We start from the raw sequence: 22,785 nt of genomic DNA on the forward strand, positions 1-22,785 counted from the left end.
CGCACGTCGGCCGTCCGTCGGCCGTGCCGCGACGGGACGCACTCGGGATGTGGCTGCGCGGAGCCGCTGTGCACCGGCACAGGGGTGATCAAACGCATGGGCGAACTCCTTGTTCGGATGGTTCGGGCGAGCGGATCAGGGCGGGCGTGCGACGCCGGTCCTCGGGGCGTGCGGAGTGCGGCGCCTCCTGGCTCCCGCGGCCGTCGCCCGCGGGGCACGGACGCCGTGGCTGTCCATGTGATCGCGGTGGTGACCAGTGGTCCCCATGCTGGAACCGTGCGTGGCGGGCCGACAACATTTGTTGCCGAACCAGGGACGTGCGAGCGGGATCCGGCGAAGCCGCCCGTCAGGCCCGGGCGCCGTCTCAGTCATCGCCGGGCAGGGCCTCGCCCCAGCCCCACTTCTTGATGGTCGTACGGCTCGAAGGAGCCGCGCCCCGCTGGGAGTTGGCCATTGCGCGGCGCGAGCCGAACTCGATGTAGCCGACGAACGCCGACCGGAACTCCGCGTCCTCGGGCAGGCCCACGGTGTCCATGGCCTCCAGCATCAGCTCCACCCACCGCGCCCGCTGCTCGGGCTTGATGGACCGGCCGCGGTGCCGGGATACCATGTGCGGGTAGCCGCCGTGCTGCTCGGTGTAGTGCTCGGGGCCGCCAAGGACCTCGCTGAGGAAGGTCGCGACGTGCTGCGGGTGGTCGTCCTCCATGTACTGGAAGAGCGGGGCCAGCGTCTCGTCCTCGCGGACGCGCCGGTAGAACTCCTCGGTGAGCCGTTCCAGCGCCTTGGCGCCGCCGGCCCGCTCGTACAGGGTGGGGATCTGGTCCGTCACTGTGTCACCTCTTCTGTGGGTGCTCGGTGTCCGTGGTGCGGCGTGCGGGGTGCTCAGGCCGCGTACAGGTCGAAGGCCGGCGTCGGCGGGCCGCCCCGCGCGACCGTGTCGAGGCGGGGGTCGACCGTGAGCATCGCCTGGTGCAGCCGCTGGAGTCGCGGAGCGGGTTCGAGGCCCAGCTCCTCGACGAGCCCCCGGCGCAGCCTGCGGTACAGGTCGAGCGCCGCGGACTGCCGTCCCGCGCGGTAGAAGGCCACCATGGCCAGGGCGTGCAGCCCCTCGTGGCAGGGGTGACGCTGCGTCAGGGCGACCAGCTCGGCGAGGAGTTCGGCGTGCCGTCCGAGCCGGAGCTCGGCGTCGACGCACCGCTCGGTGGCGAGCATCCGGCTCTCCTCCAGAGCGGCCGCGTGGGTCCGCAGCACCGAGCCCGTCCGTACGTCCACGAGCGCCGGTCCCCGCCACAGCGCAAGCGCTTGGCGCAGCAGCCGGGAAGCCCGCTCGCTGTCTCCGTCCGTGAAGGCCGCGTGGCCGGCCCGTGCGGCCCGCTGGAACGCGAAGGCGTCCACGTCTAGTTCGGCCACCCGCAGCACGTAGCCGCCGTGTCCGGTGGACAGGAGCCGGCGCGCTCTCGCCGGTCCCTCCGGGCCGTCGAAGCCTTCGGCCAGGGTGCGGCGCAGCCGCAGGATGTACGTCTGGAACGTGGTGTGCGCGCTGCGCGGCGGCACCGGCCCCCACAGCTCCTCGCGCAGGGTGGTCACCGGGACGAGCTGTCCCGGATGGAGCGCGAGCAGTGCCAGGACCTGCCGCATCTTCGCCGCGGTGGGAACGACGGGCACCCCGTCCGTCTCGGCGTGCAGCGGGCCAAGAATCCCTATGTTCACGCGTCCTCCGCCACTCGCTCGGGTCCCGTCCGGCTGCCCTGTTGCGTCGGGCCGGCCGCTTGGGAAGGAACGTAGGAGTGCGGGGGAGTGCCGCTCAATACGGTGCGACCGCAGGACTGACCGAAGGATCTGGTGCCGTGGTCGCCCTACGGTCGTGCGGACGCGCGGAAACGGCCCGCGGCGCGAGCGCCGCGGGCCGTCCGAAGTGGGGGGAGGTCACCGCGAGAAGGTGCCCGGGGGCACGAAACGGAACCCGTGTGCCGGGGGCCGCACCGGGCGGTCCTGGCCGCGAGCGGGGCCGGACCGAAGGGGTCAGGCCCGGGGCCGGCAGAGGCGGGCCGTGTGCACGGTGACCGCCGCGAGGTAGAAGGCGTCGGGGCGCCACAGGATGCCCGTACAGGCGTCCCCGTCCAGGAGCTGTTCCACGGTCAGGCGGTCCACGAGGTCCAGCTCGTCGCCGAGTTCGTCGAGGAGCCGGCGCAGCCGGGTGTGCAGATGCCGGCGCGCCGTCAGACCCAGCGGGGCCGGAAGGTCGATGAGGAAGGTGCGGCTGCCGGTGGGGACGAGTCCGGCGGACGCCATCATGCAGGGCCAGTCCTCGACGACGGAGGTGACGCCCGGCAGCCGGGCGCGCCCGGCGGCGAACCGCTCTTCGAGGGCCGAGTCGAGGCGGGCCTGGAGGCCGGGTCTGCCGATGCCGATGTCACGGGGCAGGTAGCGCGGCGCAAGACCGCGTTCGGCGACGGCGAGCATGCCGCCGGGCCGCAACGCGGACGCCAGGCTCCCCAGCGCCGCCTGCTGGTCGCCCAGGTGACGGCAGACGTTGCCGGTCCAGATCAGGTCGGCCGGTCCGAGCCGGCCGAACTGCTCGGGCCGTTCGGCCCGTTGGGTGGTGATCCGTCCGTTCAGGCCGCGCTCGGCGGCGCGGACCCTGGCCTCGGCGAGGAGTTCGGTGGAGCGGTCCACGGCGACGACGTCCGCCTGCGGGAAGACGCGGGCCAGGCCGCAGGAGGCCACTCCGGGCCCGCTGCCGACGTCGAGGATGCGGCGGACCGCCGCCGTGGCCCGCTCCTCGGGCCCGAGCAGGTCCCGCAGCCAGTGCGCCGCCTCCGTCAGGAAACCGGAGTGCAGTTCCGCGTCTTGCTCCGGCTCGGCGCCAGGGGCCTCGTCGTCGATGCCCCGGGCGCGGTGTGTGGGTGTCATACGGTCACCTCCAGCGGCCAGGATGTGGACGCCGCGGATGCCGGGCAATTCTTGTTGCCGATTCAGGGACCGGGCTGCTCCGGCGCCGGTCCGGGGTCAGTATCCGGCTGCCGACAGCAGGCGCCGGGCGGCCGCCGGCCGGATCAGGTCGCGCGCGAAGGTGTCGAGGAGTTCGTGCCGTGCGGTCAGCGGGAAGTAGTGGTCGCCGGGGTACGTCTCCACCCGCAGGGCACGCCGGGTGCAGCGTCGCCAGCCGGTCAGGTCCGCTTCGGTCAGGCCGCGGTCCGCCACCCCTGCCATCGCGGTGACCGGGCAGTGCAGGACGTGGCGCGGGTCGCGCCGGTAGGCCTCCATGACGCCGAGGTCGGCGCGCAGCGCGTGCAGCGCCCTGGCCGCGTGCCGCGGGTCCCGGGCGACCGGAGGCATCCGGCCACGGTCGCGGAGCCTGCGGATCATGGCCGCGTCCGGCAGCAGGCTCACCGCACGCTCCGGCGCGGTGGGCCGGTGCGGGATGCCGGAACCCGACACGTACAGCCGCTCGGCCACCGCGTCGTGCTCCCATTCCAGCCGGGCCGCCATCTCGTACGCGAGCAGGGCGCCGAAGCCGTGTCCGTACAGCGCGAACGGCCGGTCGCACATGCGGGCCACGTACGGCATGATCTCGGCCAGCAGCGGCTCAAGGCCGCGGCACGGGCCGGTGCGCGGATGGTGTCCGCGGCCGGGCAGCTCCACGGGAGTGATGACGAGCGAGGTGCCGGTGGCTTCGGTCCAGGGCAGGTACACGCCGGCCGAGACGCCTTCGAACGGGAGGCAGAAGAGCCGCACCGAGTTCTCGCCGGTCATCGGCCCACCGCTCCCGCGAAGAGGTCGCCGGCGCCCGTCGGTCGTCCCGGGATGCCGCCGCGCAGCAGGACGGCATACGCCTCGGTGGCCTGGTCGAGCAGGCGCAGGCCCGCCGCGCGGTCCATGAATCCGCGTGTGTAGCGCCAGGCGAAGGACCAGGTGCGCTCGTCGCGGCGGATGAGCGTGGCGCGCATCGGGAGTCCCTGGCCGAAGGGCGGCCAGGCGGCCGACTCCTGGGCAAGTCGCTCGGCGAGGCGGGCGTCCTGCACGTCCGCACGGGTGGCCCGCCAGTCGATGATCTGGAGCCGGAAGCCGGAGCCGAGTACCGCCTGCCAGGCCTGCTCGTACACCAGCGGCAAAAGGCCGGTCAGGGTCAGTAGGAACTGTTCGGTACGGCCGAACTCGGCCGATGCGGGAACCGACGGCGACAGGGCCGGGCGGATTTCCCATAACGGGCGAAACTCCTCACTGGTCGCGGTCACGCGAGCACCCATCCTTCCATCAGATTTTCGCCATTGACGCGCGGGGCAAATTCGCCAGTATCCGGATGGGCGTTTTCCGGGCGCCCCGCCGGTCACCTCCGCAATGCCGCGCAGACCGTACCCATGCGGTACCCGCGCACATCAATACGGTGGGGCCGAAGGAATGACCGATGGAACACGTATCGATTCCTTCGGCCGGAAGCGGTCATACAAATTCAACAGAGGCCGTGCTAGCGTCTGGACGCAGCAGAGGTGTACACCGTTCACCAGCGGTCGGTGGGCGTTGCGGAGGGCTCGAATTCGCCGTCACAATTGTCCGAAGAAGCTCTTTCTGCCAGGGTGACAACGGCTTGGCAGTGGCCGAAAAATGGCCTTGACGGTGCTGGTTCGCACACGCGTTTCACCGGACCCGCTGCGTCGTCCAGTCATTCACTGTTCAGGCAGGAGATCTAGGGCGATGCCCCAGGAGCTGTTCGGCAGGAGCGAAGAATTCAAGATCATCACCGAGATGCTCGATTCCGCTGTCGCGGGTGCGGGCGCGGTCTCGCTGATGGAGGGAATGATCGGGACGGGCAAGACCTCACTCCTGCGCTGGGCCGAGGCAACCGCCCGCGAACAGGGCATGGTCGTACTCTCCGCCACCGCGTCCCCCGTCGAACAGCACTTCCCGCTGGGCATCGTGCACCAGCTCCTGGGCACGCTGCCCCAGACGGCTCAGGGCTGGGGGCGCGCCCTCGCCTCGGCCACCGGGAACAACGGCGGTCCTGCCGGACCCGACTACCCGCTGCTCGCCGAACTCTGCGCCGACGTGGGCCGGGCCGCGCGGTGCTCCCCGATCCTGCTGACGGTCGACTCCGTCCAGCACGCCGACCGCGAGTCCCTGCTGTGGCTGGGCTTCCTCAGCCGTCGCCTCGCCAACCTGCCGGTGGTGCTGCTCGCGACCAAACGCTGCGGGGAGTCGGCGAGCGACCAGCACCTGCTGGTGGAGTTGATGGAGGGCGTCCGCCCCGACCGCCACATCCACCTGCGTGATCTGAGCCCCAGCGCCGCGTCCGACCTCGCCGCCGCGCTGTGCGGCCACGACCACGAGTCGGTGGACGCGCTGGTCGCGGGCGCCGCGGGCAACCCCTATCTGCTGACCGAACAGATACGCAGCGTGCCGACGGGCCCCGGCGGGGCGGCCCCGAGCGGTTCAGGCCATCTCGTGGACGACGTCCTCGCCGAGCAGGCACCCACCCGCCAGCCGGACGAACGGATGCACCTCCAGGGGGTCAAGGAGCGCATCCTGTGCATGCTCCACCGCCTCGACCCGCTCGGCCTGAAGATCGCCCGCGCGGCCAGCACCCTGGGGCCGCCGCTCGATCCCGGCATCCTCTCCGACCTGTGCGGCGTGCCCACCGAGGACGCCTGCCGCAGCCTGTCGCGGCTCACCGAGTCGGGGCTGCTGTGCCCGCACGACATGAAGTTCCGCCACCCTCTCCTGTCCGAGCTCCTCTACCAGGACATCCCGTGCGCCGAGCGCGCCGAACTCCACCTGCTGGCAGCCCAGTTCATGCGGCGCAGGGGTGCGCCGCCCGAGGACGTCGCCGCCCATCTGCTGCGCTCCCACCGGCTCGACGAGCCGTGGATGGTCAGGCTGCTCCTGGACGCCGCGCACGGCATGGTCGGCCGTGACCCCGCCAGGGCCCGGCGGCTGATCGAGAAGGCCGTCCTGCACGGCGTACCCGACGAACTGGCCGCCCGGGCCGAGGACATGCGGATCCAGGCACTCACCGCCCTCGACCTGCCGGCCTCCGCCCGCGCGCTCGCCGTGCACGCCGCCGGCCCCCTCAGGCCCGACCAGCGGATCCATGAGGCGCTGCGGCTGTCCGACATTTTGCTGCGCCTGGACGAACTCACCGCAGCCCGCGAGGTGTTGGAGCGGGCGCGCGGCGAGATCGGCACGTCGGACCCCTCGTCCGCCACCCGGCTGCGCGAACGGCTCACCCACATCCGCCTCCACGAGGGCAGCTACCGCGCCGAGGACTGGGGCGACGGCGAGGACCGGCTCGAACGGGTGCTGCTGCTGCGCGCCGCCAGCGGTGACTCGGCGCAGGCAGCGTGGCGGATCGCCAACCGCTCCCTGACCGTGCCCCGCGCCCCGTACGGCTCCGACACCTGGTACCACGCGCTGCTCGCGCTGCTCTGGGCGGGCGACGTGGACGAGGCCATGCGGCACATGGACACCGAGGTGCGCCTCGCCCGCGCCGACGGCACGGTGATCCGGATCGCCGAAGCCCTGGCCGTACGCGCCCTGGTGCAACTGCACCGAGGTCTGCTCGCGGACGCCCGGGACGACGCCCGCCAGTCGCTCGAACTGCTCACCCGGATCTGCGCCTCCGCGTACCACGTGGGGGCCCTGGCCCGTAGCGTCCTCATCGACGTGGCCCTGGAGAAGAACGACATCGCCGCGGCCAGCGCCCTGCTCGACGAGGCCCCGCCGCTCGCCGGCGAGCAGCCCCGCACCTGGTGGCGGCTGCACCTGCTGCACAGCGCCGGGCGCGCGCTCGGCCGGCTCGGCCAGGTTCCGCGCGGTCTCGACCTGATCGCCCAGTGCGAGGAGGAGATGGCCCGCAGGGGCGTCGTCAACCCGGCTGTCCTGCCGTGGCGTTCCAGCCGCTCGGCCCTCCTGCTGGCGCAGCGCAACATGGCCGCGGCCCGACGCGTCGCCCGGGAGGAGACCGAGCTCGCCCGCCGCTGGAACGCGCCCTTCGCCCTGGGCCGGGCCCTGATCGCACAGGCCTCGGCGAGCTCGGGGTGCGAGGCGCTGCACCTCGCCGACCAGGCGCTGGACATCCTCGAACCGTCCCCGACGCCGCTGCTGTTCGCCCACGCGCTGTACGAGGCCGGGCGGGCCCACCGCCAGGCGGGCACGGCCCGGCGCACCCGCGAACTGCTGCACCGCGCCAACGAGGTGGCCATCTCGCTCGGCGCCGACGGGCTGGTGGAGGCGGTGCAGTGGGAGCTGCGGTACGCGGGCGGCCGGCCCGATCCGCGCAAGGACTCCGCCCAGTCGCTGCTCACCCCCACCGAACGGCAGGTGTCCGAGCTGGCCGCGCGCGGGATGAGCAACCGCGACATCGCCCGTCAGCTCCGGGTGAGCCTGCGGAACATCGAGTCCCATCTCACCCACTCCTACCGGAAGTTGAGGATCAGCAGGCGGCACGAGCTGACCAAGTACTTCCCGCCGGAGGAGGAGCCCGCGACGGCACCGGTCCTTTTCCGCCAGTTCCGCACCGCGCTCACCCCGCCACGTCAGCTGCGGACCGGCTGACGGACGACGACGCCTCGCCCGCGGCCGCGCCCCCCGGCGGGGCGTGCGGTGTGTGCGCTTCGGTGAACACCCCGTCGAGCAGGACCCGCAGCCCCGCGTCGAACCGCTCCTGGTCACTCATCTCGGCGACGAGCGGGGCGACCCGGCGCACGGTCGGATAGTCCTCCGCGTCGTCCTGCGCCGCCGAGCACGGGAACATGACGGGCGACCCGGCCCGCGCGGCCACCAGATGCCCCACCAGGTACTCCCAGATGGCGACTTGGAGGCGCGCGGCCTGTACGTCGCTCATCCCCTTGCGGACGAGGGCGTCCAGGATGAACTCGGAAAGACGCATCGAGGTGACGCCGAGCAGGGGGCCGTCGATCATCCCGGTGGCGATCCACCCATGCGCCTCAAGGACCCGGTGCGCGCTCTGCGCCGCGGCCACGATGGCCGTACGGGGGTCGTCCCCGGGGCCCGGCAGCTCGATGCGCCTGGACACCTCGTCGAACAGCAGGGACATCAGCTCCCGTTTGTCGCTGACGTGTTTGTAGACGGCGGCGGGAGCCTTGCCGAGTTCGCCCGCGAGCTTGCGCATACTGAGACCGGCCGCGCCCTCGCGCTCCAGCAGACGCAGTCCCGCCGCAACGATGTGCGGACGCGTCAGCGGCTGCATCGCTCGCTCCGAGGTCGGGGACTTGGGGAGCGTCATCCTCTCGCACCGGGGCGGCCTCCGGTACGGAAACGGAGCTGACGAAACATGACTGTCGTGTTTCCGCGCCTCGCGCCGGCCCCGCACCGCGCTCCCGTGAACCGTCACACCGCGCCTCGCGCCACGGCACTCCTCGCCCCGGCCACGCCGGACGCCGAGACGTCTTTCCGCCCCGGGCCAAGCCGTTGACGCCGGGGCGCCGCCGCACCCGAAGGACGCACCGGGCGCGGAGCCGCCGGGCGGCCCCGCCGCCCGTCGCGCACCCCCGACGTGCGGGGCAGCCGTGGCTGGTCGCACGGGTCCCCGCGCCCCGGCGGGACGCTCCGACAGGCCGGGGGTGCCGGGGGCATACCCGACCTGCCCTTGTGGAGGTCCACGCGTGAGCGAGCCTGGTCAGGTCCTGTGCCGTGACACGTGCCGGGGCCGACGCCGGTCGTGGGGGCGGGCGCACGGCGTCTGTCGCGCAGCGCACCCGGGCCGCGCCCGCGAGGCGTCCTCGGCTCAATTGCATCGGCGGCGGCGGGCACGACCACGCTCGGCGCAGTCGCGTACGTCTGGCGCTCAGGCGTGAGGTGCGCCGGGGGACCGCTGCCCGGCCCCGTCATGCCGAGCCGGTGCTCGTCAGCCGCGCGGCCGTGCGCAACCGATCGTCAAGTGCCCGTTGGAACTGCGCCAGTTGAGCGGAGTGCGCCTCGATGTACTGGCGGTCGTAGGCAATCTCGACGGCCACGGCGACGCCGACCAGGTTGGTGGACAGCTTGCACTCCACATCGGCGGTGGCCGTCGCGATCTCCTCCGAGGTGTGCGAGGCCTGCCGAAGGGACGACCCGGCAGCAGCGGACCTCCACTTCGGACTGGTGTAAGCCGCCCACGGGTCGGGATAGTCGAACCCCTTGTCTCGCATGCAGGCCGACCAGCGCGCGTTGACCGCCTTCATGTGGGGTTCGTCCGAGGGGACCACGGGGCCTTGTTCCGGGAGCGCTTCGGCGGTGGGTACGACGGGCGGCCCCCCGATGGCGGCGATACCCTGCTGACGGCACCCTCCGGCAGGGACCTTCTTGTCCTTGTAGGTGGCCACGGTGGTTCCGGTGGCGCTCTGGCCGCGCAGGACACCCATCTCCGTCGGGGTGTAGGGGACTTCCCCGGACGTGCCGTCAGGACTGGCGAGCTCTGTGTCGTACCCCTTGCCGCGGGCCGTGGACAGGTCGAAGAAGCCGTAGAGAGCGGTACGTACCTTGTTCTGCCGGGCGAACCCGTCGAATCCGTCCATGACCGGCGGATGGTAGGGCAGTCCGTAGCCGCGCATACAACGCGCCGACACCACGTCAGCGGCCTTCTGCAAGGCCAGGAACTGGGCCGAGGTGGGTATGTAGGCGTCGATCGGCACATGGATGGCGTCGACCGAGGTGATCGTCGGGATCGGCCCGAGCGCCGGTGCGGGCGGCCGGGATGCCCGGCCCGAGCACCCGGCGCTCAACAGCAGCACCGCGAGCCCGACAGCCACTCTTCCCGTGTGTCTCATCTTGGCTCATCTCAACAGGTCCCGGGACTCGGCAGGGCGTAGGCGCCGCCGGCGCTCGCCCAGGGCCACCGCCGACGGCACTCCGCTACGGGATGTACTTGATGTGAACCCCGTACACGTTCCCCCATGACCCGTACCGCTGCTCGTAGTTGACGGTCATCCCCGCGCTCAGAGGGACGCTGTGGTTGACCCCCTGCACGCTGATGTCGGTCACGCTCCCGCTGTTCCCCGAGGTCGTCTTGTACACCTCGGAGATGTTGGCCCACCCGTCGCCGCTGCCGGCGTAGCAGTAGTCGTGGGTGTAACTCCACTCGTGCAGGGTGTTGTTGTTGCAGCCGACATTGCTGATCGCGCCTGCCGGAGCGGCTGCCGCGACACCCGCGAGTACCAGGGCTCCGGCGAAGGCGCCGGAGACGAACTTTTGGCGCACGTTCAAGACACTTCTCCTTCGGGATCCCGCGGGACCATCCCGCCGTACGGCGAGCCCCGCTACGGTGATGCTGGGGGCGAGAGCCCGTCGGCCGTCCTGCATTCGTCCTAACGCCAGATCAGCCGGGGGGCGGCGTCCGTTTTCACGTGTCGGGGGATACATGAGATTCGGCGTGCTGGGGCCGTTGTACGCCGGGGTGGCCGGACGCGAGGTCCGGTGGAACGGGCCGCGGCAGGCCAAGATGCTGGCGGCGCTCCTGATCGACGCCAACAAGGTCGTCGCCATGGAACGGCTCGTCGCCGTGATGTGGGACGCCGACGCGCCCGCCACCGCTGTCCGTCAGATCCAGGACGCCGTCTCCGGTCTGCGCCGCAACCTTCTCGCCCGCGGCGCCCCCGGCTCCCTGATCAGCACCCGGCGGGGCGGCTACGAGATCCACCTGGCCGCGGACCAGCTGGACCTGCTGGAATTCGAGCACGAGCGATACCTCGCCGAACGGCACACGGCGCCGTCCGAGACAGCTGCCGCGCTGCGGCGGGCGCTGGCCTGCTGGCGCGGCAACGCACTGGCCGACATCTCCAGCCACGTCCTGGAGACCGACTCCGCACGGCTGAACGAGAAACGCGCGGCGACATGGAAACAGTGTCTGGCCGTCGAGCTGACTCTGGGACGCCATCGAGAGGCCGTCGACGAGCTGACCGCCCTGCTCCGCGAGCATCCCTATGACGAGCAGGTCGCCGAACACCTGATGCTCGCTCTCTACCGGTGCCGGCGCCAGGGCGAGGCGCTGGGGGTGTACGAGCGGCTGCGCCGGACACTGTCCGACGAACTCGGCGTCGACCCCACCCCGCCGCTCCAGGCACTGCACCGGCGCATCCTCACCGCCGACCCCGCTCTGACGGCCCCCGATCCGGCGGATGCGCCCCTGGGTGCACCACCGGAGCGTTCCGGACGGACGGACGTCGGGCTCGCCCTGGCCATGCCGGTACGCCAACTGCCGCTCGACGTCAGCGACTTCGTGGGCCGCAACGAGGCGCTGGCAGAGATCGCGGGGCTGCTCGACGGGCCGGCGCGGCACCGGGCCCCGGTGGCCGTCGTCGTGGGCGGTCCCGGTGTCGGCAAGTCCTGTCTGGTGACGCACGCCGCACGGCTGGCGAGCGCCGCCTTCCCCGACGGCCAGCTCTACCTCGACCTCGCCGCGACGTCGGACGAGCCGCGCGACCCCGGCCTGATGCTGGCCGAGGCGCTGCGCGCGCTCTCCGTCGCAGGCAGCGCGATCCCGAACGGTCTGGCCGAACGGGCCGCGCTCTACCGGTCGTTGCTGGTGGACCGTCGCATGCTCGTGGTGCTGGACGACGCCGGTCACGCCGATCACGTGCTGCCCCTGCTGCCCGCGGCCGACGGCTGCGCCGTGCTGATCACCAGCCGCACCCTGCTGACGCAGCTCCCCGGTGCTCGCCACATCGACCTGGACGTGCTGAGTCCGGCGGAGGCGCGGGAGTTGTTCACCGGGATCGTCGGGCGGCGGCGGGTCGAGCGGGAGCCGGGGGAGGCCGACGCCATCCTCGACTGCTGCGGCAACCTGCCGCTGGCGATCCGGATCGCCAGCGGCAAACTCGCGGGCCGCCCGGCCTGGTCGCTGCGGGTGCTGCGGGAACGGATCGAGGACGAGTCACGGCGACTGGCCGAGCTGAGAATAGGAGACCTCAGCGTGCGCGCCAGCGTGGAGCTGAGCCTACGGCTGCTGCCCGCCGACGCGGTGCGCGCGCTGAGTCTGCTGGGCCTGCTCGGCGCCTACACCCTGCCCGGCTGGGTGGTCGGCCCGCTGCTGGACCGCCCGGACGGCGAGGACGTCCTGGACACCCTCGTCGACGCAAGCCTGGTCCGCCTGACCGCCACCGACGCCATCGGCGAGCCGCGTTACCGGCTGCACGACCTGATCAGGACCTGTGCCGTGGAGAACGCGGACGCGCTGCCGGAGGCGGACAAGCGGGACGCGATCATCCGGGTGCTGTCCGTCTGGCTCGCTCTGGTCGCGGGCGCCACCGAACGGCTGCCGGGCGGACTGCTGACCGCCGAGCCCGGCACGGCGCCGCGCCGGTCGCTGCCCGACGCGGTCACGGACCGGCTGATGGCCGACCCGTTCGGCTGGTTCGACGCGGAACGCGACAACCTGCTCGGCGCGGTGAAACTGGCCGTGGACTGGGGCCTGGACGAAATTGCCTGGGAACTGGCGGCCGGCACGGCGACCTACTACGACCACCGGTGTCTGTACCAGGACTGGCAGCACGGACACCGGCTCGCGCTGGAGGCGGCGCAGGCCGCGGGCAACGCGCACGGCGCATCCGTACTGCTGCGCGGCATGGCCCAACTCCACATCTACCGCGACGAGTTCGGGCCCGCCACCCGCGCCCTTGAGTCCTCGGTCGGTCTGTGCCGCGACGGCGGGGACAAGCGCGGCGAGGCGTTGTCGGTGGCGATGCTGAGTACGGTCAGCCGCGTACAGGGCCGTGACGACGAAGCCCTCGAACGGGTCGAGCACGCGTTGGCCATCGCGGTCGGTTCGGGCGATCAGCACATCGAGGCGCAACTGTTCTGCTCCATGGGCGTGATGAAGCTCATGCAGGGCAAACTCGACGAGGCGGAGACCTGGTTCGACGGCGCCCTGCACCGGGCCAGGGCACTCGACGACGGTCATCGGGTGGCCGTCGTGCTGCGGAGGTTCAGCCGGCTGCACGACCGGCGTGGCGACCCGGACGAAGCGCTCCGCTGTCTGGGGCAGGCGCTGGCCGCCTTCGAGCAACTGGCCGACGAGCGATGCGTCGCGTACACGCTGCTGGAAGTCGGCCGGGTACACGCCGGGCAACACGACCGGGACCGGGCGGGTCCGGCGCTGGAGCGCGCGGCGGGACTGTTCCACCGGCACGGCGACGGCCAGGACGAGGCGGCCTGCTGGCAACTGCTCGGCGACCTGGACGCCGCCGCCGGCGCCCACGACCTGGCAGGCCGGCACCGGGGGCGGGCGCTGCGGCTGTGGCAGCTGATCGCGGACACGAACCAGGCGCGCGCGGCGCGCCCCTCGTCTCCGTGAGCCGCCCTGATCCACCAGACACCCCCTGACCGTCGCCGGCGCACCGGCGCCGCCCGGTCTGCCGATGGAACGCCGGACCGGGCGGCGCCACCGTTGACCGCCGCGATCCGGCGGTGTGCCGTGCTCCGGCCGTGTGCCGCGATCCGCCCGCGTGCCTTGACCCGGCCGCATGTTGCGATCCGGCGGTGTGCCACGGTCCGGCCGTGTGTCGTGCTCCGGCGGTGTGCCGTGCTCCGGCGGTGTGCCGCGATCCGCCCGTGTGTCGTGGCCCGGCGGTGTGTCGTGACCTGGCCGCATGCCGCGAGCCGGCGCCGCATGCCATGACCCGGCGGTGTGTCGCGACCCGGCCGCATGCCGCGACCCGGCCGCATGCCGCGACCCGGCCGCATGCCGCGATCCGGCGCCGCATGCCGTGGCCCGGCAGGCCCGGTCCTCGTCGGCGGTCGAGGGACCGGCACGGGCGGGGGTCACGGGCCGGCCTCCCGCGGTGCCGGCCGTGGCGCGCTCAGCACACCGCCGCGTCAGCGCGTACGTCGGCGAGCGCCTGCCGTGCCAGCGGGCCGAACTCCTCGCCGTGGGTGGTGCCGATCCACTGGTCGTAGGCGATCTCCCAGGCGAGGGAGCCCAGTTCCGCGGCGACGCGCGCGGTCAGGCCCGGGACTCCGCGCCGGTTGAGGGCCTTGATCATCGCGTCGGTGAGGTCGATCCGCTTCAGGGCCTCGCGTTCACGCAGTTCCGCGGTGGCGTTCAGCACGGCTCGGCGCCGGCCACTGAACTCGCGGCGGTCGGCGGTGAAGAACGTCCGGCCGAGCGCGTCAAGGGCGTCCGCCACCGCGTCGAGCGGCCCGGCCGCCGACGGCGCCGCTGCGATCGCCTCGGCGAGCAGACCCGCCACCGTGCCCCCGCCGAAAAGCACCTCGCGCTTGTCCTTGAAGTACCGGAAGAACGTGCTTTTGGTGAGCCCCGCGCGCTCCGCGATCTCGATCACGGTCGTGTTCTCGTAGCCGTGCTCCTCGAAGAGATCGAGGGCGGCGGCGGCGAGTCGTTCGGATGCGTCGGGTTGCCATCGAGCCATGGGACCAGTGTATGGGACTTCGTCCCATCACTGTAGTAGGGTCGATGAGACCAAGTCCCATCACTTGCCAGGAGCTGTCACCCATGAGCAAAGCCGTGCGTTACCTGCGATTTGGCGATCCCGACGTGCTCGAAGTGCACGAGATACCCGAGCCGCACGCCGCACCGGACGAGGTGCGCGTCCGGGTCACGGCCGCCGGGCTCAACCCGATGGACTGGCAGATCGCCGCACGCTCCGAGACAGCGGCACGCTTCGGCATCACCCTGCCTGCCGGGTTCGGCAGCGACTTCGCCGGAGTGGTGGACGAGGTGGGCGCCGACGCCACCGGATTCGCGGTCGGCGACCGGGTGTTCGGCGCCGCCATCGGCCGGTCCGTCGCCGATCACGTGCTGGTCAAGCCGGCCGAGGCGACGCTGCGGCACACCCCGGACGGCGTTGGGGACGAGGTGGCGGCCACGCTTCCCGTGGCCGGCCTGACGGCGTTCGCGGCGCTCGCCGCGATCGGGCTCCATGCCGGCGACACCGTCCTGATCGGCGGGGCGGCCGGTGGCGTGGGCGTCTTCGCGACACAGCTGGCGAAGCGGGCGGGTGCCCGGGTGCTCGGCACCGCGTCCGAGCGCACCTTCGGATTCCTGCGCGGGCTCGGCGCCGAACCCGTGGCGTACGGCCCCGGCCTTGCGGACCGGGTGCGGGCCCTGGCCCCCGAGGGGATCACCGCCGCGACCGATCTGTTCGGAAGGGAGACGGTCGGGGCCGCGCTCGAACTCGGCGTGGCGCCCGAACGGATCTCCGTCGTCGCCGACGGCCCCGCCCCGCCGCCCGGCGTGCGCGCGACGGGCGCCCTCGACGCGGGCCCGGGTGCCCTGGAGCGGATCACGGACGCGATCCGCTCCGGCGAGATCACGGTGCCGATCGCGGCGACCTACCCGGTCGAGCGGATCCGCGAAGCCGTCACGACGCAGGCGGCGGGGCATGTGCACGGCAAGATCGTGATCACCCTGTGAACGGGCCCGAGGCGGACTGAGCGGCCGAGGCGACGACCCCGCGGTGCGAGAACTCAGCCCTGGCGGCCGGGCAGCATGGCCAGGGCCCGCGAGCGCTGTGCGACGAGGTCGTCATAGGTGCCGTCGCGCTCGGCCCAGCGGTGCGTGAGCACCCGCTCGACCAGGATCTCGTGCGGGGTGGGGTTCTGCGCGAGCAGCCGCATGACCTCGGCGGCGAAGTCGTCGAGCGGCAGTGCGTGCGGATTCACCTTCTCCTGCCCGGCCGTGGCGACGGCCGGCGGGACGAGTTCGACGACGCCGACGCCGCTGCCGTCCAGTTGCGCGCGCAGCGCCTCGGAGTAGGCGTGCACCCCGGCCTTCGAGGCGGCGTAGGTGGGCATGGGCGGGAACGGCAGGAAGGCGATGCCGGAGGTGACGGTGATGAAGGTGCCGGCGCCGCGGTGGAGCAGGTGGGGGGTGAAGGCGTCGACGACCCTGATGGTGCCGACCAGGTTGGTGTCGATCGTCGTCTGCGCCGCCTCGAAGTGCGCCGGGTCGCGCAGGTCCTCCAGGAGCATGACGCCCGGCATGGTCACCACGGTGTCCAGCTCGGGGTGTCGGACGAGTACGGCGTCGCGGGCACGTGCGACGGAGGCACCGTCGGTGACGTCCATGGCGAAGGTGCCGATGCCCTCGTCGGAGAGTTCGGCGAGCGCCTGGGCGCTGCGACCGCCGACGGCCACGGTGCTGCCCGCCGCGGCGAACCGACGGGCCAGTTCCCGGCCGATGCCGGACGTCCCGCCGACGATGAGAACGGTGCGGTTGGACAGATCCACGAGGTCTTCCCTTCAGTGGCGAGCACCCACGGCGTACGGAACCGCGGCGCTGCTCAGTGACGATCTCCGATCCCTGTCCTTCTCGAACAGTGATCGCGGACGGTGCTGCCGCCAGTCTTGACCGGCCCCGCCGACCGCGGCAGGGCCCCCGTTCTGCCTGGTCCTGCCAGGGCCCCCGCTGTGCCGCACGCACCGCATTACGGTGGGGCCGTGAAGGATGAGGAATCGGACCACCAGCTCGGCAGCTACCTCCGCGCCCGGCGCGAGCTGATCTCCCCGGCCCAGGCGGGGATCCCGCCCGGCGGCAACCGCCGCGTACCCGGCCTGCGCCGCGAGGAGGTCGCCCTGCTCGCCGGAATCAGCCCGGACTACTACCTGCGCCTGGAACGGGGCCGCGACAAGAACCCCTCACCTCAGGTCCTCGGATCACTCGCGCGCGTCCTGCACCTCGACGATGTCGAGCGGACGTATCTGCTCGGCCTCGCGGCAGCACGCCCCAGGGCGCCGCGCCGCAAGCGCCCCGAGCACGTACCGGCGCGGGTGCACCAGCTCCTCGCCCACCTGACGATCCCCGCGTTCGTCGAAGGGCGCGCTTTCGACGTCCTGGCCTCCAACCCGCTGGCCGTCGCCCTCTCGCCCCGACTGCGGCCCGGCGAGAACCGGCTTCGTTCCCTCCTGCTCGACCCGGAGGAACAAGCCTTCCAGCAGGACTGGGCCAAAGCCACCGCCGACTTCGTCGCCGCCCTTCGCACCACCATCGGGGACGACACCGGCAACCCCCGTTTTGTCGAACTGGTCGGAGAGCTCGCCCTGTCCAGCCGGCGGTTCCGCACCCTGTGGGCCCGACACGACGTCCGCAACCTCGACGGAGGCACCACCACCCTCCACCACCCCGTCGTCGGTGAACTCCGGCTCCACCGCGACAAATTGCCCATCGACGACGTCATCCTCGTCCTCTACTACCCCGACAAGGACAGCGACAGCGACGAGAAGCTGCGACTCCTCGCCGCGCTGTCATCACCCGTCGAGCCCGTTGAGCCCACCGGACCCGTCGAGCCCGCCGACACAGCCGGCAGCAGGCCGGCGAACACCCCTCGCCCCAGGACGCCCTGACCCACACCACGCAACTGGCGTGGCAGGAAGAAGCAGAGGGTCCCGAAGGCGGCCGGGGCGGCGAGTTGACGGCGATGAGACCGATGGCCTGGCAGATGCCCCGGCCGGTCTCGGCTCCGGCGACCAGGCGCAGTGCCTGCCGGTCGGCCTGCCAGGCGAGCTGCACGGTGAGCGCGATCAGCCGGGGGAGCCTGACGAGCATGGCCCGCAGGTTGAGTTCGAGGAACGCTGCGTCGTGTTTGTTCCAGCCCAGGTCGTACCGTAGCGACCCGCCGAACAGAGCTTCCTCGGAGGAGGACAGCGCCTGCTCGCCGAGGATCTTCTGCTTCCGCTTGAGCTTCACCGGCCGGCACCCCCAGCCGTACGCGGAGCGGGCAACTCTTCCAGGTAGACGGGGGCTGCCTCGATACCCGCCGCGACCCGGGTGGCGGCGGTCAGCAGACGGCCGTTCGTCGCGTCCATCACCCCCGGCGTGGCGGGGGCCACCGCTGGGTCCCACCAGGCCCAGTCGAGGAGTTCGCCTTCGGGCACCCGGATGGCGTCGAGAGCGTCGGGACCGATGGTGGCGGCGAAGACGAACAGGTGGCAGGCGAACGGTTTGTGGGCATAGGCGCCGTTGCGGCCAAGGGGCAGCCACTGCACGACGAGAAGCCGGCCCGCGCTGACCGTGACCCCTGTCTCCTCACGGCCCTCGCGCTCGCAGCACTCGCGCGGCGTCTCGCCCCCATGGGGACCGTCGTCGGCCTTGCCCCCGGGCATCACCCAGTGGCCGGTGCCCGCGTGGTGTACGAGCAGGACCCGGCCATCGCCGCGCCGGATGAAGGCAGCAGCAGCCGAGCCGACGAGCGCGGGACTCTGTTTCGGTGTGCTCATGCGCCCCACCCCATGGCGGTGTAGAGGCGGTTCGCGGCGATGGCGGTGAGGGCGACGGCGGTGTAGTTCACGAGCGGGGTGGGCAGCGCCGCATAAGGGTGCCATTCCAGGGCGACGTGCCGGTCGGGCTCGCAGATCTTCGGGGTCCCGCGGTAGGCCATCACACGGAAGAACAGGCCGATGCGCGGGATGCTGCCCGGGGTGTCGCGGCAGTGGACCACGTGGGCGAGGCGCAGGTCCTCGGGTTCGATGTGCACGCCGAGCTCGTCGTCCGATTCCCGTACCGCGCAGGCGGTGGCCGATTCCGCTTCCAGGTGCCCGGCGGGGACGTGCCAGGTGTCGGGGGCGAACTTCGCGGTGGGGGAGCGGCGTTGCAGGAGAACCTGACCGAGGTGTTCGAACACAAGATGTACGCCGACGATGTTGGGCTGGACTGGCACGGGGCTCCTCCGATGGCATCAGTACGGACAGGTGCTCGGAAAACTCGCTGTGCCGGTCATGCGTAACGGTGAGCGCGGAGCGAATGGTCGCTCGAACGTTCTATGCGACCTGGGCGGCCCATGGTGCGGGGCCGCGCCCTCGTGATCTTGGGTTCGAATCACTCCTGAGGGTCCGGCCACCCGAATCGGTGATTGCATTTTCTTGATCGCGAGGGAGTTGGAGGGGGGCCGCTTTGGACTGCCATCCTTTTCCGGCCCGACTCCACCGGGGGCGGAGTAACGGTCGCCTGACACTGGGCAATTCACCGAGGAGTACCGGTGACGTAGGGATCGGGTGTGGGCGAACGTCCCGGTCCCAGGTCCAGCCGTCCTGGGTCCAGGTGGTGTCGTACCGGTGGGACGGCACTGCCACCTCACCCCAGACCACCTCGCTGGGGACGGCTTCCGCCCTGAGTCCCGACACCGGCGAGATGGGGCGTCCGGGGAACGCGGGGATGTGGTCCGGGGTCGCCTGCCCGATTCCGAAATCCCTGTTGAGGGTGCGGGCGTAGGCGTCCGAGCGCTGCGTTCGGGCCCCCGGCCTCCACCGTCCGAGCGTGCGAGAAGTGTGCGGAGTGCGAGAAGTGCGGGAGGTGCGGGAGGTGCGCGAGGTGCGAGGCTTTTTTCCTGTTCCAGTGCGCCGCAGGTCAGCTGCGGGGGAGCGCGCCCAGGAGGGTTGCCGTCAGGGCCAGCTTCAAGTAGTCCTTCAGCTCCAGGTGGAAGCGGGCGAGGTCGGGTTCGGCCTGGTAGGCCGCCTGCAGGCTGGGCGAGGGTGTGCTGTACGCCGGCAGCGCGCCGGCCATGAGCATGGTCTGCAAGCTGAACAGCGTCGCGTTCTCGGCCAGCTCCGGCAGGTACTTCAGGAGCAGGGCGGTCATGGTTGTCAGGCGGTCCAGGGAGGCGCGTTTGTAGCGTGCGACGACCTCGACGGAGACGTTGTGTTCCAGGACGCCGCTCTGTGCGCCGAAGAGGTCGCACAGCACCACTCGGCCGGAAAGTGAGCGGCTGAGTATCTCGGCCACCGCTGCCGCTCGCTCGGCCATGGGCAGATCCTCGTCGATGCCGGCGGCCAACTCGCCTGCCAGTTCCGCCAGCCACTCCTGCAGGAGGCGGTCCAGCAGTTCCAGCAGGACCGCCTCGCGGGACTCGAAGTAGCGCAGCACGTTGGGCTTCGCCAGTCCTACGCGGCGGCTGAGCTCGTTCAGGGTGACCGCGGCCACGGGCATCTCGTCGAGCATCGCCGACGCCATGTCGAGGATCGCCCGTCGGCGGATCTCCCGCTGCTCTTCGGTCCGCGCCCGCTGGAAAGTCACGATCACCATCCTAACTAAGTACCTGCGGTACGTTGACAACATACCGCAGGTACTTTAACGTCGTGATCACAAAATACCTCCGGTACGTAATTAGGTGGGAGCCCGACATGCGTGAAAAGTGGACGACGGCGAACATTCCCGACCAGCGCGGGCGGGTGGCCGTGGTGACCGGGGCCAACACCGGCCTGGGGTACGAGACCGCCAAGGCGCTCGCCGAGCGCGGGGCCTCCGTGGTGCTTGCCGTGCGCAACGTAGAGAAGGGCGAGCAGGCCGCGGCACGCATGACCGGCGACGTGACCGTGCAGGCGCTGGACCTGACCTCGCTCGACTCCGTCCGGACCGCGGCGGCGGCGCTGCGGTCCCGGCTCGGCCGGCTCGACCTGCTGATCAACAACGCAGGCGTGATGTACACCCCGAAGCAGACCACCCGGGACGGCTTCGAGATGCAGTTCGCCACCAACCACCTCGGCCACTTCGCGCTCACCGGGCTGCTGTTGGACCTGATGCTGCCGGTGCCCGGCTCGCGCGTGGTGACGGTCAGCAGCACCGGCCACCGCATCCGGGCCGCGATCCACTTCGACGACCTGCACTGGGAGCGGTCCTACAGCCGGGCCGCCGCCTATGGTCAGTCCAAACTGGCCAACCTCATGTTCACCTACGAGCTGCAGCGCCGGCTCGCCACGCACGGCACCACCGTCGCGGTGGCCGCACACCCCGGAATGTCCAGCACCGAGCTCGCCCGCAACAGCCCCGCGACCCTCCGGCTTCCGCTCACCTGGCTCGCGCCTCTGATCACCCAGACGCCGGCGATGGGTGCGCTGCCGACCCTGCGCGCCGCCACCGACCCCGCCGCGCTCGGCGGCCAGTACTACGGCCCCGGCGGACGCAACCAGATCAAGGGCCACCCCCGGCTGGTCACCTCAAGCCCGCAGTCGTACGAGGCAGCCGTCCAGCAGCGGCTGTGGGCCGTCTCCGAAGACCTCACCGGGGTGAAGTTCCCCATCGCCGAGTTCAGACAGAACCCGCTTTCCTCCGGATCGGCCGCCACCCCGTAGCCCGCGCTGGCAACAGGCGCTGCCCCCTTCCGGCGCAAGCGGGCGCCAAGACCGACGATGCGCACGCACTCCGCTTCGATGGCGACCATCCACTCGTCGCCGTGCAGGGCGCTTGCAGCGAAGACGTTCGAGGTGCCGGCGAGACCGGCACTGATCTGGTGCGCGGCGGCCCGTCGGGATTGGGCGAGTGCTGTTGCAGGTGAGGTGCGGAAGAAGGTGCGCGCCAAATGCGGGGCAGCGGCGCGGAGTTCACGAGCGGCCCGGAGGCGTCGGTGCGGGCGCAGGTGTAGGCCAGGAACGTGGAGGGCCCGGCCTTGGCGGGAACGGCGGCCGTCATGCACGAACTCGTACCGGATGCTCGTGCGCGGATGTCGTGCAGCCAGGCCCGGTCGCCCTTGCCGGGGCTGAGCTGTCGGCCGTGCACTCGTTGAACTGCATCCCCCCTGGACCGTGGAGCGTCGCATCGGCGGAACTGTGCGCCGCCACCTCCGCGGGAACATCCTGTCCTGTTGGCTGAGGTGCGGTAGGAACCCGAACGTCAGCCGCAGTCGGCGGTAATCGATCTCCACAAGCCTGGTCGGAGACGCGCGTAAGGGTGTGAGGCCATCGCGTGATGCGAGCGAGGCGGAGGAGAAGTTGATGAGCATGAGCGAGCAAGTCCAAGTCGAAGGGGCGTGGGGGCGGATCGAGGTGTGGCTGAAGGAGCATGCCCCGGCTTCGGCTGCACTGCTGCGTCCGCCGGCGAGTGATGCGGACATTGATGCTGTGGAGGAGTCGATCGGGGTGGTGTTCCCGCCCGCCTTGAGGGCTTGGTATGGGCTGCACGATGGCACGGACGACCCTGGAGACGAGAAGAGCTGGTGGCCCGCGGCGTTCTTGCCGGGGGATCAATGCTGGTATCCGCTGAAGACCCTGCAAGACGTCTATACCGTGCAGACCCGCGACCAGGAGCGTGAGCCGGGTCGCATTCCCATCTCCTGTGTCGTGGGCGACACCTGGCACGGCCTCTACGTCGATGCCCGCGAGGACGAACCCACTTACGGCAGTCTCGGCCGGTGGGTGGTGGACAGTGAACCAGAACTCATCCCGGCGGGTTCCATGGCGGGATGGCCGCTCCCCGAGTGGCTGGCGGGGATCGCCGATGCCCTGGAGCAGAGCCGGTGCCTCATCGTGCCGGGAGGGTGGCGGGATGAGGACACGTGGCCGGCGCTGACGGTCTGCGGGGGGCTGGTATGGGTAGCCCCTGGCGAGGAGCCGCCCTCCCCTCAGGGGCGGTCGCTCCTTGGAGGTGGGCCCCACCCGTAGAGAGCGCGAGGTGACCCGGCAGGGGACTTTCTTGCTGGGGCACCTCGTGGTGGCCAGGTGTTCTGTCCATGGAGGTTGGCGCCGGTCGGACGTCCGCGCACCCGTTCCGGCGCCGTGGCCGACGACAAGGCGTACTCCTCCCGAGCCAACCGCGCCCACCTGCGGAGTGCAGGCCCTAGCCGCCGGCCGGGGCGGAAGTGCACGTCGGAGACGGTGTAGGGGCTTACGCAGCGGCCTCGCGGGAGTAGGTCTGCATGGCCACACCGGTATCGAACGTGCGGGTTTCGGTGAGGGTGAACGACGTCGGGGTGAAGGGGCCGTCGAACAGCGGGATGCCGGTGCCGAGGACGATGGGGCTGCGCTTGATGATCAGCTCGTCGATCTCCGGCAGCAGTGCGGGCCCCCAGTATGCGGACCAGCCGAAGAAGGGACAACGGAGTAACGCGTGATCACGACTCCCGACAGGCC

19 protein-coding genes are annotated in these 22,785 nt (G+C 71.5%); 6 read left to right on the forward strand and 13 right to left on the reverse strand.

Annotation, left to right across the window (positions count from 1 at the left end; genetic code table 11):
- Positions 1-364: 364 nt before the first annotated feature.
- The 5 genes from ACGFW5_RS21705 to ACGFW5_RS21725 all read right to left on the reverse strand — a co-directional run bounded on the left by ACGFW5_RS21705 (position 365) and on the right by ACGFW5_RS21725 (position 4,238).
- Positions 365-829 (reverse strand): group II truncated hemoglobin, encoded by a 465-nt coding sequence (locus ACGFW5_RS21705; RefSeq protein ID WP_393835907.1) that lies wholly within the window; start codon positions 827-829, stop codon positions 365-367.
- Between the two features lie 53 nt (positions 830-882).
- Entirely contained in the window at positions 883-1,710 is an 828-nt protein-coding gene (locus ACGFW5_RS21710; protein WP_393835908.1) for a BTAD domain-containing putative transcriptional regulator, read from the reverse strand.
- A 312-nt stretch (positions 1,711-2,022) separates the two neighbouring features.
- Positions 2,023-2,913, reverse strand: a complete 891-nt coding sequence (locus ACGFW5_RS21715) for a class I SAM-dependent methyltransferase (RefSeq protein ID WP_393835909.1) — start codon at positions 2,911-2,913, stop codon at positions 2,023-2,025.
- Between the two features lie 96 nt (positions 2,914-3,009).
- On the reverse strand, positions 3,010-3,756 hold the full coding sequence (locus ACGFW5_RS21720; RefSeq protein WP_393835910.1) for a thioesterase II family protein: 747 nt from the start codon (positions 3,754-3,756) through the stop codon (positions 3,010-3,012).
- The gene (locus tag ACGFW5_RS21725; RefSeq protein WP_393835911.1) at positions 3,753-4,238 is read right to left on the reverse strand and encodes a hypothetical protein; all 486 of its coding nucleotides are present in this window, start codon (positions 4,236-4,238) and stop codon (positions 3,753-3,755) included. The genes ACGFW5_RS21720 and ACGFW5_RS21725 overlap by 4 nt, the downstream gene beginning before the upstream one ends.
- Positions 4,239-4,695: 457 nt before the next feature.
- On the opposite strand from ACGFW5_RS21725, the gene ACGFW5_RS21730 reads away from it, so the two are divergent.
- The gene (locus ACGFW5_RS21730) at positions 4,696-7,551 is read left to right on the forward strand and encodes a BREX system ATP-binding domain-containing protein (RefSeq protein ID WP_393835912.1); all 2,856 of its coding nucleotides are present in this window, start codon (positions 4,696-4,698) and stop codon (positions 7,549-7,551) included.
- Here ACGFW5_RS21730 and ACGFW5_RS21735 read toward each other — a convergent pair.
- The 3 genes from ACGFW5_RS21735 to ACGFW5_RS21745 form a co-directional block, all read right to left on the reverse strand.
- Positions 7,520-8,242 carry a TetR/AcrR family transcriptional regulator gene (locus ACGFW5_RS21735; protein ID WP_393835913.1) on the reverse strand — a complete coding sequence of 241 codons (723 nt, stop codon included), beginning with the start codon at positions 8,240-8,242 and terminating at the stop codon, positions 7,520-7,522. The two genes, ACGFW5_RS21730 and ACGFW5_RS21735, sit on opposite strands and share 32 nt — an antisense overlap.
- A 601-nt stretch (positions 8,243-8,843) precedes the next feature.
- Positions 8,844-9,764, reverse strand: a complete 921-nt coding sequence (locus tag ACGFW5_RS21740; RefSeq protein ID WP_393835914.1) for a hypothetical protein — start codon at positions 9,762-9,764, stop codon at positions 8,844-8,846.
- An 85-nt stretch (positions 9,765-9,849) separates the two neighbouring features.
- Positions 9,850-10,200 carry a hypothetical protein gene (locus tag ACGFW5_RS21745; protein ID WP_393835915.1) on the reverse strand — a complete coding sequence of 117 codons (351 nt, stop codon included), beginning with the start codon at positions 10,198-10,200 and terminating at the stop codon, positions 9,850-9,852.
- Between the two features lie 154 nt (positions 10,201-10,354).
- Here ACGFW5_RS21745 and ACGFW5_RS21750 point away from each other — a divergent pair, with 154 nt between their 5' ends.
- Positions 10,355-13,285, forward strand: a complete 2,931-nt coding sequence (locus tag ACGFW5_RS21750) for a BTAD domain-containing putative transcriptional regulator (RefSeq protein WP_393835916.1) — start codon at positions 10,355-10,357, stop codon at positions 13,283-13,285.
- Positions 13,286-13,790: 505 nt separating this feature from the next.
- On the opposite strand, the gene ACGFW5_RS21755 is transcribed toward ACGFW5_RS21750, so the two are convergent.
- A complete protein-coding gene (locus tag ACGFW5_RS21755) occupies positions 13,791-14,360 on the reverse strand; it encodes a helix-turn-helix domain-containing protein (protein WP_393835917.1) in 570 nt (189 codons plus the stop codon).
- Between the two features lie 83 nt (positions 14,361-14,443).
- Between ACGFW5_RS21755 and ACGFW5_RS21760 the strand changes: the two genes are divergently transcribed.
- Positions 14,444-15,364: an NADP-dependent oxidoreductase gene (locus ACGFW5_RS21760; protein ID WP_393835918.1), complete on the forward strand. Its 921-nt coding sequence runs from the start codon at positions 14,444-14,446 to the stop codon at positions 15,362-15,364.
- A gap of 53 nt (positions 15,365-15,417) precedes the next feature.
- On the opposite strand, the gene ACGFW5_RS21765 is transcribed toward ACGFW5_RS21760, so the two are convergent.
- A complete protein-coding gene (locus ACGFW5_RS21765) occupies positions 15,418-16,179 on the reverse strand; it encodes an SDR family oxidoreductase (RefSeq protein WP_393835919.1) in 762 nt (253 codons plus the stop codon).
- 210 nt (positions 16,180-16,389) lie between these two features.
- Between ACGFW5_RS21765 and ACGFW5_RS21770 the strand changes: the two genes are divergently transcribed.
- Positions 16,390-17,292, forward strand: a complete 903-nt coding sequence (locus ACGFW5_RS21770) for a helix-turn-helix transcriptional regulator (protein ID WP_393835920.1) — start codon at positions 16,390-16,392, stop codon at positions 17,290-17,292.
- Between the two features lie 339 nt (positions 17,293-17,631).
- Here ACGFW5_RS21770 and ACGFW5_RS21775 read toward each other — a convergent pair whose 3' ends face one another.
- The 3 genes from ACGFW5_RS21775 to ACGFW5_RS21785 form a co-directional block, all read right to left on the reverse strand.
- The gene (locus ACGFW5_RS21775; protein WP_393835921.1) at positions 17,632-18,165 is read right to left on the reverse strand and encodes an NUDIX domain-containing protein; all 534 of its coding nucleotides are present in this window, start codon (positions 18,163-18,165) and stop codon (positions 17,632-17,634) included.
- Positions 18,162-18,605 carry an NUDIX domain-containing protein gene (locus tag ACGFW5_RS21780; protein WP_393835922.1) on the reverse strand — a complete coding sequence of 148 codons (444 nt, stop codon included), beginning with the start codon at positions 18,603-18,605 and terminating at the stop codon, positions 18,162-18,164. Before ACGFW5_RS21780 ends, ACGFW5_RS21775 begins: the two co-directional genes overlap by 4 nt.
- Positions 18,606-19,291: 686 nt before the next feature.
- Positions 19,292-19,957 (reverse strand): TetR/AcrR family transcriptional regulator, encoded by a 666-nt coding sequence (locus tag ACGFW5_RS21785; protein ID WP_393835923.1) that lies wholly within the window; start codon positions 19,955-19,957, stop codon positions 19,292-19,294.
- A 107-nt stretch (positions 19,958-20,064) separates the two neighbouring features.
- On the opposite strand from ACGFW5_RS21785, the gene ACGFW5_RS21790 reads away from it, so the two are divergent.
- The gene (locus ACGFW5_RS21790) at positions 20,065-21,012 is read left to right on the forward strand and encodes an SDR family NAD(P)-dependent oxidoreductase (protein ID WP_393835924.1); all 948 of its coding nucleotides are present in this window, start codon (positions 20,065-20,067) and stop codon (positions 21,010-21,012) included.
- 639 nt (positions 21,013-21,651) lie between these two features.
- A complete protein-coding gene (locus tag ACGFW5_RS21795) occupies positions 21,652-22,317 on the forward strand; it encodes an SMI1/KNR4 family protein (RefSeq protein ID WP_393835925.1) in 666 nt (221 codons plus the stop codon).
- Positions 22,318-22,785 lie beyond the last annotated feature (468 nt).

The sequence above is a fragment of the Streptomyces sp. NPDC048416 genome (assembly GCF_043200435.1).
Classification (GTDB): Bacteria; Actinomycetota; Actinomycetes; order Streptomycetales; family Streptomycetaceae; genus Streptomyces.